This is a genomic window from Saccharopolyspora sp. 6V (genome assembly GCF_020176785.1).
Classification (GTDB): domain Bacteria; phylum Actinomycetota; class Actinomycetes; order Mycobacteriales; family Pseudonocardiaceae; genus Saccharopolyspora_C; species Saccharopolyspora_C gregorii.
The window spans coordinates 1-10,491 of the sequence record NZ_JAIUKB010000122.1 but is presented as its reverse complement, the minus strand read 5'-3'; the positions used below and the strand labels follow the sequence as shown (position 1 = coordinate 10,491).

The following is a 10,491-nucleotide window of genomic DNA, read 5'->3' as shown; positions in this document are numbered from 1 at the left end:
TTTTCGCGCCCGGGGGGCGCCGGGGGGGGGGGCCCGGGTCTCGCCGCCCCCCCTCCGCGTGGTGGGGGGGGGGGGGGGCGGCCCCCCCCCCCGCTCCGGTCCCCGGCACGCCCCGCTACCGAACTGGAGCCGATGATGTCTCGCCGCATTCGACTGTTCGCCTTCGACTTCCAAGGCCCGGCGCACCTGTCCGCGGGGCTCTGGCGGCACCCCGAGGACCAGGGCTCGCGCTACAAGGACGTCCGCTACTGGACCGAGTACGCGAAGATGCTGGAGGACGCCCGCTTCGACGGCGTGTTCTTCGCCGACAACGCCGGGTACCACGACATCTACGAGGGCAGCGCCGCCGGCGCGCTCGCCGACGCCGCGCAGCTGCCGGCGAACGACCCGTCGCTGGTGATCTCGGCGATGGCCGCCGCCACCGAGCACCTCGGGTTCGGGCTCACCGGCTCCACCACCTACGAGCACCCGTACGCGCTGGCCCGGAAGTTCGCGACCCTCGACCACCTCACCGACGGGCGCATCGGCTGGAACCTGGTGACCTCCTACGCGGGCAGCGCCGCGCGCAACCTCGGCAACGGGCTGCTCACCCCGCACGACGAGCGCTACGACGTGGCGGCCGAGCACCTGGAGGTCTGCTACAAGCTGTGGGAGGACTCCTGGGAGGACGGCGCCGTGGTCCGCGACGCCGAGCGCGGGATGTGGGCCGACCCGTCGCGGGTGCACGACATCGACCACCGCGGCAAGTACTTCACCGTGCCCGGTTTCGCCCTGTGCGAGCCGTCCCCGCAGCGCACTCCGGTGCTGTTCCAGGCGGGCGGGTCCTCGAAGGGCCGCGCACTGGCGGCCGCGCACGCCGAGGGCGTGTTCGTGAACTCGCTGTCCAAGACCTCGCTGCGGCGCCAGGTCGACGCGCTGCGCGCCGAGGCCGCCGCGTTCGGCCGGGACCCCCGATCGCTGCGGGTGCTGCAGATGCTCAACGTCGTCGTCGCCCCCACCGACGAGCAGGCGCACGCCAAGCACGAGGAGTACCGCAAGCTGGTCAGCTACGCCGGCGCGATGGCCCGCTACAGCGGCTGGACCGCGCTGGACATGTCCCGCTTCGACCCGGACGTGCCGCTGCGCCACGTCAAGACCGACGCCGGGCAGACCATGGTCGACCTGTTCTCGAAGCTGGACCCGGACAAGGAGTGGACGCCGCGCGACATCGCCGAGTTCATCGGCATCGGCGGCAGCGGACCCACCATCGTCGGCTCCCCGCAGACCGTCGCCGACGAGCTGCAGAGCTGGATCGACGAGGCCGACATCGACGGCTTCAACCTCGGCCACGCCGTGAAGTACCGGGACATCGCGGACTTCGCCGAACTCGTCGTGCCCGAGCTGCAGCGCCGCGAGGTGATGTGGACCGAGTACGAGGGCCGCACCCTGCGCGAGAAGCTCCACGGCCCCGGCACCGTCCGCCTGCCCGCCGACCACCCGGCCCGCAAGACCGGCCGCACCCAGCTCGCCGCCGCGATCTGACCACCGGAGGAGGCTTCCCGTGCAGGACCAGGACATCCGCGACGTCGCCACGCTGCTGCGCGACGCGCGCGCCAACCGGACGCCGGTGCCCGCGCCGACCACCAAGTGGCCGGAGCTGGACGCCGACTCCGCCTTCGCGGTGCAGCGGCACAACGCCGAGCTGGCCGTCGCGGGCGGCGACCGGATCGTCGGCTACAAGCTCGGCAACATCGCCAAGGCCATGCAGGCCGCGTTCGGGCTGGACCGGCCCGACTACGGGTACCTGCTGGCGAGCGGCTTCGAACCCGAGGGCGTGCCGATCGCGCGGGACCGGTTCATCGCCCCGTTCGTCGAGTTGGAACCGGCGTTCCTGCTGGCGACACCGCTGCGCGGGCCGAACGTGACGGTCGCCGACGTGATCGGTGCCGTGGACTGCGCGATGCCGGCCATCGAGATCATCGACTCCCGGGTGCAGGACTGGGCGATCTCGCTGCCGGACACCGTGGCGGACAACGGTTCCACCGGGGCGGTGCTGCTCGGCGGGACGCCGCGGCGGCTCACCGAGCTGCGGCTGAGCGACACCAGGGGCGCACTGCGGCTCGACGGCCGGGAGGTGATGGCGGGCAACACCCGCAACATCCTCGGCAACCCGCTGGCCGCGACGGCGTGGCTGTGCAACCGGCTCGCCGACTACGGCATCGGGTTCGAGGCCGGGCAGGTCGTGCTGCCGGGCAGCTGCCTGGAAGCGGTGCCGGTGGACCGGGCCGGGCACTGGGCCGGTGAGTTCACCGGCTGGGGGACGGTCGAGTTCGAGATCACCGAGTGACCTCCGCGCAGGTGACGGCGGGGTTCCGGGGCGCACCCGGAACCCCGCCGCGCGCGCTAGTCCTCGTCCGCGGTGGAGATCCCGGTCAACGCGCGCCCGGTCGTCTCCGGCGCCAGCACCTGCGAGACGACGGCACCGACCACGCAGATCCCGGCCGCCACGAGCATCGTGGTGGCGGGCCCGAGGTCCTGCATCGACCACGGGAACAGGAAGGTGCCGATCGCGGCGCCGACCCGGCTGACCGCGGTGGCGAACCCGGTGCCGAGGCCGCGCAGCTCGGTCGGCAGCACCTCGCCCGGGTAGACGCCGGTCAACCCGGTGCACATCGCGTTGGCGAAGGCGAACACCAGGAAGCACGCCAGCACCAGCACCGGCGGCGCCGAGGACCACAGCGCGATGACCACCAGCACCACCGCGCACACCCACTGCTGCGGGATGGTCAGCATCCGGCGCCCGACCCGCTCGATGAGCAGGCAGGCGACCACGACACCGGCCAGCGCCACCCCGTTGACGCCGATCGCGCCGACCAGGCCGTCCTCGCCGAGCCCGTAGCGGGCGAGCACGCTCGCGGAGAAGGTGGCGATGGCGAAGTACGGGGTGACGGTGCAGAACCAGAACACCGAGATGAACGTGGTGGAGCGCCAGTGCTCGCGGGAGAACAGCATGCCGAACCGGCCGGGCCGCTGCTGCTCCTCGAAGATGTCCGCGCGGTCGGCGCGGTCGGCGATCCAGGTGGCGGCGATCCGCTCGGCCTCCTCGGTGCGCCCCTTGCTCATCAGCCACCGCGGCGATTCGGGCACGCCGAGCCTGCCGAAGAACAGGATCACGGCGGGCACGGTGCTGGTGCCGAGCACGAGCCGCCAGTCCGCGTCGACCGCGGTGAGCGCGAAGCCGACGATGAAGGCGCCGACGAACCCGATGTACCAGGCCACTTCGGCGAACGACAGGCACCGGCCGCGCAGCCGCGCCGGGGCGAACTCCGTCATCAGCGGCCAGCTGATCGAGTACTCGGCGCCGATCGCGACGCCCATCAGCAGCCGAACGAGGAACAGCTGCCAGCTGGAGTCGACGAAGAACTGCAGTACCGAACCCACCACGAACAGCGCCAGGTCGAGGGTGAACATGGGTTTGCGCCCGAACCGGTCGGCGAGCCAGCCGCCCAGCGGCCCGCCCGCGAAGATGCCGATCAGCGCGGCGGCGCCGATCAGGCCTTCGCCGTAGACCGACATGTGCAGGTCGGTGGTGATGGCGCCGATCACGGTCCCGACGATGCCGAGCACGTACCCGTCGATGAACATGCCGCCCGCGACGACGAGGGTCAGCCGGATCAGGAACCGCTTCCGCTCCTCCGGCGTGCGGGTGGCGGCGACTGCGGTGGTGGTCACCAGTGCGTTTCCTTCCTGGTGGAGCACCCGCGAGCGCGGTCGGTGCGCGGCGGCGGGTGCGCGGAGGTGCGGCGGCGGGCCGCACGGTCGGGGATGAACGCGCGGCACCGACCAGCCCCTAGCGCGTTCACCATGTGAACACAACGGCCGAGAATCCTTCGGGAAATCGGCGGCGGAGTCAAGGATCCACCGCACATCTCCGGATTCCGCCCAGGTCGGCGAACCGAACGAGCCGACACCGGAACCGGACACGACGTCCACCATGCGACCACGGAGGGTGCCGAGCCGAACACCGACAGCCGCGGCACCTCGTCGTGCCTCGCCCCCGTGCCCGGAACGCCGCGCCGGACCGTACCGGTCGCCGCGCACCCGGCCGCGCCCTCCCCCGGGCCCACCAGGAGGGACACCCCCACCACGCCACCGCGTCCACGAAGTGAACGCGGCTGTTAGGGTGGCCGCACGGCTCGGGCCGCGCGGCCCGGGAACGGGCCGGAGCGGGAGGCGGAAGCGGTATGGGCGACGACGACACGCCCGAACAGACCGGCATGGTCAACAAATCGGTGACCAAGGCCGTGCGCCTGCTCCGCGAGATCGCCGCCCAGCCGCGCAACGGCGCCACCGTCACCACCCTCGCGAAGGCCGCCGGGCTCAGCAGGCCCACCGCGTTCCGGCTGCTCTACAGCCTCGAACAGGGCGGGCTCGTGGACCGGATCGACACCCACTACGTCCTCGGCTGGGAACTCGCCCGGCTCGGCCGCTCCGCCGACCCGTACGCGGGCCTGGTCGCGCATGCCCAGCCGCTGCTGGACGAACTGGCCGACTCGTTCAACGAGACCGTCACGCTGTCCATCCCGAACGCGCAGGACGGGCTCGACCTGGTCGCCGAAGCCGCCGGATCGCACGTCGTGGGCGTGCTCACCAGCAACCTCGTCGGGCAGCACTACCCGGTGCACGCCAGCTCCACCGGCAAGGTGCTGCTGGCCGACCTGCCCGCCGAGAAGCTGCGCGCGATGCTGCCCGAGAAGCTCGAAGCCTTCACCCCGGACACCATCACCGACCGCACCGCGCTGATCAAGGAACTGGAGCAGGTGCGGGAGCAGGGCTTCGCCATCATCGACAACGAGCTGGAGCACGAACTGCTCTCGCTGTCGCGCCCCATCCGGGACAGCGCGGGAACGCTGGTGGCGATCCTCACCCTCAACGGGCCGCGCAGCCGCTTCGGCCGGGCCCGGATCCCCGAGGCGCTGCAGCACATGCAGCGGATCGCCGACCGGCTCACCGAGCTGTTCTGGCGCGACTCCCTCGCGGGCTGACACCGGTTGCCCCCTTGTGGAGGTAGGGCGCATACCGCACCCGCGCATAGACTTGCCCGCGCTCGAGTTGTGATCGTTCTTCACTTTCACCGAACTCAGGGGGGCGCGCGTGCGGTACGGCGTGGGGATCGATCTCGGAACGTCCTTCACCTCGGCCGCGATCAGCGGACCCGACGGCACCCGCATGGTGCCGATGTCCCCCGCGGTGATCGTGCCCTCGGTGGCGCGGCGCGGCGACGGCGGCATCCTGCTCACCGGCGAAGCGGCGGCGGACTCCGCGGGCGACCCCGCCTCGACCAGCCGGAACTTCAAGCGCCGCCTGGGTGATCCGACGCCGCTGGTGCTCGGCGGGTCGACCTACTCCCCCGCGGCGCTGATGGCGGCGCAGCTGCGGGACGTGCTGGCCACCGTCACCCGGATCTCCGGCGAGCCGCCGCACTCGGTGGTGCTGACCTACCCGGCGATCTGGGGGCCGTACCGGCGCGAGCACTTCACCGAGGTGCCCCGGCTGGCGCGCGTCCCGGACTTCCGGCTGATCACCGAGCCGGAGGCCGCGGCGACGCACTACTCCAGCGAACGGCGGCTCGGCGACGGCGAGATCATCGCCGTCTACGACCTCGGCGGCGGCACCTTCGACTCCACCGTGCTGCGGATGCGCGGCGGGGAGGTGGAGATCCTCGGCACCCCGGAGGGGATCGAGCACCTCGGCGGCATCGACTTCGACGAGGCGCTGTTCGCGCACGTGGACCAGCGGCTGGACGGGGCGGTGGGCGCGCTCGACCCGGCCGACCCGGAATCCGCGGCGGCGATCGCGGCCGTCCAGGCGGCGTGCGTGCGCGCCAAGGAGGAGCTCTCCACCGAACCCGACGTGCGGCTGAGCCTCCCGCTGCCCGCCGGGACCCGGGAGATCACCATCACCCGCCTGGAGTTCAACGAGATGATCACGCCGTCGGTGCGGCTGACCATCGAGGCGCTGCACCGCACCACCGCCTCCGCCGGGCTGCGCACCGAGGACCTCTCGGCGGTGCTGCTCGCGGGCGGCTCGTCGCGGGTCCCGCTGATCTCGCAGCTCGTGGCGCAGGAGTTCGGGAAGCCGCTGCGGGTGACGCTGCACCCGAAGTACACCGTCGCGCTCGGCGCGGCGCTCGTGTCCGCCCGGCCGGCCCCGCGGCCCGAGCCCGTCCCCGCACCCGCCGCGACGCCGGGCCTGGCCGACGCACCGACGACGCGCACGCCGCTCCCGCCTCCCCCGCCCCGCGCGGCGCCCGAGGAACCGACGGTCCGGGTCGCGGCCCCTCCCGGGCCGCCGTCCCGCCGGAAGTGGTGGTGGCCCGCGATCGCGGCGGCCGCGGTGGTCGTCGCCGGTCTCGTCGCCGTCCTCGCCGTCGCCACCCGATCCACCGCTCCCGGCGGACCGCTGCCGCTGTACGAGGGCGGCGCGGTCGCCGAGTCCTTCGCCGGGTACCTCGGGTCCGACAGCAACTGGAGCGGCACCGCCATCCCGCCGGAGGGCGCCTCTCACCCCGGCGAGATCGCGGCCACCCCCGACGGGGACGGGATGCGGGTGGTGTGGAACGGGGATTCCACCGCGCAGGTCTACCTGCAGACCACGAACCCGGAGGGTTCGCTCGACCTGACGCCCTACGTCGACGGCGATGGCGCGCTGGTCTTCGAAGCGCGGCTCAACGCGGAACCGGGCGAGGGCGCCGCGGAGATCGCCGAGCACTGCCACTACCCGTGCGCCGGCGCGCTGCCCGCCGCGAAGCTGTTCGGGGAGCTGCCGGTGGGGCGGACGACGACGGTGAAGATCCCGCTGACCTGCTTCACCGCGGCGGGCCTGGATCCGGAGCGGGTGAACACGCCGTTCCTGGTCTCCGCGCAGCGGCGCCTGGACGTCACCTTCTCCGACGTGCGCCTGGAACCCGACACGGCGGAGGACCCGGACACCAGACCCTGCACGACCATCCGCTGACCCAGGTGAGTGGCCCACCCGGCCGACCACGCCAGGCCGGCGGACCACTCACCCCGGCAGAACCGGCAGATGAGTGGCCCGTTCGACCGACCACCCGGGGCGGGTGGGCCGCTCACCTCGTCGGAACCGGGGATGGGCGGGTCGTTCGGCCGCCGTCCTCAGGCCGGTGAGGGTTCGGGGTCAGGAGGCGGCGCGGAGGCCCGCGACGAGGACGTCGACGAGGCGGCGCGCGTCGTAGCGCGGGTCGTCTTCCGCGCCGATGCAGAGGTTCCCGACTCCGCGCATCAGCTCGATGGCCTCCAGGTCGGCGCGGATCTCCCCCGAGCGCGCGGCGGCGGCGAGCAGTTCCGCGCACACCGGCAGCAGCCGGTCCAGGAAGTAGGCGTGCAGCGCCTCGAACCCGTCCTCGTCGGAGCGCAGCACCTTCGCCAGCCCGTGCTTGGTGACCAGGAAGTCGACGAACAGGTTGATCCACCGCCGCAGCGCGGCGTACGGGGTCGCGCAGCTCTCCAGCAGCACCGGTCCGGCTTCGGCGCAGGCTTCGATCTGGTGCCGGTAGACGGCGATGATGAGGTCGGACCGCGTCGGGAAGTGCCGGTAGATCGTGCCGGTTCCGACCCCGGCCTGCGCGGCGATGTCGCGCACCGGGGCTTCCACGCCGGAGCGGACGAACACCGCGGCGGCGGCGTCCAGCAGCGTCCTCTCGTTGCGCTGGGCGTCCGCCCGCTTGGGCCGCGCCGCGCCGTCGTCTGCGCCCACCGTGCTCCCCTCCCGATGCGGACTTGCCATGCGGAACACTGTTCCGTATAGTTTCCGGAGTGCGGTTCCGGTTGTTCCATGATGCCAGAGCGGGACGGCCACCGGAACGCCTCGCCCGACCGCGGCGCCGGCGCGAGCGGGAGCGCTCCACCGGCGCGGCTCCCCGCCCCGAGCGGACCCGGTGCGATCGAGCGACCACCGTGCGACGAACCTGAGGAGAACGGCACTTCCGCGACTCCTCGCCGAGGAAGCCGCGGCACGGCGACCGCGGATGCCACCACCGCCGGCCGGCCGACCCGTGCCGCGCCCGTCCCGCCCACCACGATCCCACATCTGCACCAATTAAACGGAACTTTGTTCCGATTGAACTCGACAACACCGGAGGATCCCCCGTGACGCACTCCACCCGCCCCAGCTTCGGGATCGCGACCGCCCCGCAGAACCTGCACCACCGCGACCTCCTGGAGGTCTGGCGCGAGGCCGACGCGATCCCCGAGATCGAGCACGCCTGGCTGTTCGACCACCTGATGCCCATCGGCGGTGACCTGGACGGCCCCGTCTACGAGGGCTGGACGATGCTCGCCGCCCTCGCCGCCGCCACCCGCCGGTTGCGCGTCGGCGTGCTGGTGACCAGCAACCGGTTCCGGCCGCCTGCGGTGCTGGCGAAGATCGCCACCACGGTGGACGTCATCTCGGACGGACGGCTCGACTTCGGCATCGGCGTCGGCTCCCGGCCGGACCACCCGCTGGCCCGCCGCGAGTACGCCGCGCACGGGATGCCGTTCCACGACACCGCCCGCGCGGTCGGCGCGCTCGACGAGGCGTGCACGGTGATCCGGCGGCTGTGGACCGAGGACGAGCCGTTCGACTTCGACGGCGAGCACGTGCAGCTCACCGGCGCGTTCGGCAACCCGAAGCCGGTGCAGCGCCCGCACCCGCCGATCCTCATCGGCGGGCGCGCCGCGGCGACGCTGCGGATCGTCGCCGCCCACGCGGACGTGTGGAACATCCCCGGCGGCGACATCGAGGACGCGAAGTCCCGCAGCGCCATGCTGGACCGCCGCTGCGCCGAGATCGGCCGCGACCCGGCGGAGATCACCCGCTCGATCCACCTGGCGGTGGACTACGGGCGGCCCGCCGAGACCCGTGAAGCGATCGGCGCGGCGGTCGAGGCCGGGTTCACCCACGTCGTGCTGGGCCTGCCCGCGCCGTTCCCGCCCGAGGTCGCCCGCTGGGTCGCCGACGAGCTCATCCGCTGACCGGCAACTCCGGCAGGAACCGGACGTGCGGGTGGCCGTCCACTTCGGACACCTCGCAGCGGACGCCGTAGACCTCGGCGATGGTCCGCTCGGTCAGCACCTCCCGCGGGGTGCCCGCCGCCACCACCCGGCCGCCGGAGAGCACCGCCAGCTCGTCGCAGAACATCCCCGCCAGGTTCAGGTCGTGCAGCGCGATCACGCTGGTCACCGGCAGCCGCCGCACCAGCGCCAGCAGGTCCAGCTGGTGGGCGATGTCCAGGTGGTTCGTCGGCTCGTCCAGCACCAGCTCCACCGGTTCCTGCGCCAGCGCCCGCGCGATCTGCGCGCGCTGGCGCTCCCCGCCGGAGAGTCCGTGCCAGCGCCGGTGCGCCAGCCCGTCCAGGCCGGTCTGCGCCAGGGCGCGGCGGATGATCTCCTCGTCCGCCGCGCTCCGCCCGCCCCAGCCGCTGCGGTGCGGGGTGCGGCCGAGGGCGACGACCTCGGCGACGGTGAGGTCCACGTCCGTGCCGACCTGCTGCTCGACCACCGCCACCCGCCGGGCCAGCTCGCGGCGCGGCCAGCGGTCGGTGGTCCGGTCACCGACCGCCACCGTCCCGCTCGCCGGGCGGCGCAGGCCCGCGAGCAGCCGCAGCAGCGAGGACTTCCCGGACCCGTTCGGCCCGAGCAGACCCACGGTCCGGCCGGGTTCCACGCGCAGCCGCACCCCGTCGAGGATCAGCGCTCCCCCGGCCGACCAGGACACGTCGTTCGCGGTCAGGCTCACGAGACCCTCCCCCGCTTGGCCAGCAGCACGGCGAACGCGGGCACCCCGACGAGCGCGGTGACCACGCCGACCGGCACCTCCTGCGGCGCGGCGATCGTGGTGGCCAGCACGTCCACCCACACCAGCAGCACCGCGCCCAGCACCGCCGTCACCGGCAGCAGCGCGCGGTGCCGCGGCCCCACCAGCAGCCGCGCCGCCTGCGGCAGCACCAGGCCGACGAACCCGATCGCGCCCGCGGCGGCCACCAGCGTCGCCGCCAGCAGCGCCGTCGCCACCAGCAGCACGATCCGCAACCGCTGCACGTGCACCCCGAGGGAGGCCGCCGCGTCCTGGCCGAACGCGAACGCGTCCAGCGCCCCGGCCCGGGCCAGGCACAGCACCAGGCACGCCGCGCACACGATCCCGGCCAGCACCACGTCGTTCCACCGCGCCCCCGACAGCGACCCCAGCAGCCAGAACAGCACCCCGCGGGTCTGCTCCGCGTCCGCCGACGTGATCACGATGTAGGAGGTCAGCGCGGAGAACAGCTGGGTGCCCGCGACTCCGGCCAGCACGGTGTGCCCGGCGGCGCCACCCGCGACCGACGCCAGCAGCAGCGCCAGCGCGAACACCACCAGCGCTCCCGCGAACGCCCCCGCGGTCAACCCGATCGCCCCGGCCCCGAGCCCCAGCACCACCACCGACACCGCGCCCGTGGAGGCCCCGGCCGACACC

General features: G+C 73.3%; 9 protein-coding genes. 5 read left to right on the top strand and 4 right to left on the bottom strand.

Annotated features, from left to right (window positions below; genetic code table 11):
• The first annotated feature begins 135 nt into the window (after positions 1-135).
• Positions 136-1,521: an LLM class flavin-dependent oxidoreductase gene (locus LCD35_RS22480; RefSeq protein ID WP_308012564.1), complete on the top strand. Its 1,386-nt coding sequence runs from the start codon at positions 136-138 to the stop codon at positions 1,519-1,521.
• Positions 1,522-1,540: 19 nt separating this feature from the next.
• The gene (locus tag LCD35_RS22475) at positions 1,541-2,326 is read left to right on the top strand and encodes a 2-keto-4-pentenoate hydratase (protein ID WP_224957471.1); all 786 of its coding nucleotides are present in this window, start codon (positions 1,541-1,543) and stop codon (positions 2,324-2,326) included.
• Between the two features lie 56 nt (positions 2,327-2,382).
• Here LCD35_RS22475 and LCD35_RS22470 read toward each other — a convergent pair whose 3' ends face one another.
• On the bottom strand, positions 2,383-3,711 hold the full coding sequence (locus LCD35_RS22470) for an MFS transporter (RefSeq protein WP_224957470.1): 1,329 nt from the start codon (positions 3,709-3,711) through the stop codon (positions 2,383-2,385).
• A gap of 512 nt (positions 3,712-4,223) precedes the next feature.
• Here LCD35_RS22470 and LCD35_RS22465 point away from each other — a divergent pair.
• Both LCD35_RS22465 and LCD35_RS30550 read left to right on the top strand, forming a co-directional pair.
• Positions 4,224-5,024 carry an IclR family transcriptional regulator gene (locus LCD35_RS22465; protein ID WP_224957469.1) on the top strand — a complete coding sequence of 267 codons (801 nt, stop codon included), beginning with the start codon at positions 4,224-4,226 and terminating at the stop codon, positions 5,022-5,024.
• Positions 5,025-5,133: 109 nt separating this feature from the next.
• Entirely contained in the window at positions 5,134-6,996 is a 1,863-nt protein-coding gene (locus LCD35_RS30550; RefSeq protein WP_225044795.1) for an Hsp70 family protein, read from the top strand.
• Positions 6,997-7,176: 180 nt separating this feature from the next.
• Here LCD35_RS30550 and LCD35_RS22455 read toward each other — a convergent pair whose 3' ends face one another.
• A complete protein-coding gene (locus tag LCD35_RS22455) occupies positions 7,177-7,755 on the bottom strand; it encodes a TetR/AcrR family transcriptional regulator (RefSeq protein ID WP_224967250.1) in 579 nt (192 codons plus the stop codon).
• 392 nt (positions 7,756-8,147) lie between these two features.
• On the opposite strand from LCD35_RS22455, the gene LCD35_RS22450 reads away from it, so the two are divergent.
• The gene (locus LCD35_RS22450) at positions 8,148-9,014 is read left to right on the top strand and encodes an LLM class flavin-dependent oxidoreductase (RefSeq protein WP_225044793.1); all 867 of its coding nucleotides are present in this window, start codon (positions 8,148-8,150) and stop codon (positions 9,012-9,014) included.
• On the opposite strand, the gene LCD35_RS22445 is transcribed toward LCD35_RS22450, so the two are convergent.
• Together LCD35_RS22445 and LCD35_RS22440 are read right to left on the bottom strand one after the other, a co-directional pair.
• Positions 9,004-9,777: an ABC transporter ATP-binding protein gene (locus LCD35_RS22445; RefSeq protein WP_224959612.1), complete on the bottom strand. Its 774-nt coding sequence runs from the start codon at positions 9,775-9,777 to the stop codon at positions 9,004-9,006. The genes LCD35_RS22450 and LCD35_RS22445 overlap by 11 nt on opposite strands.
• Positions 9,774-10,491 (bottom strand): iron ABC transporter permease (locus LCD35_RS22440; protein WP_225044792.1); only part of this gene is annotated, 718 nt, incomplete at its 5' end. The genes LCD35_RS22440 and LCD35_RS22445, both read right to left, overlap by 4 nt.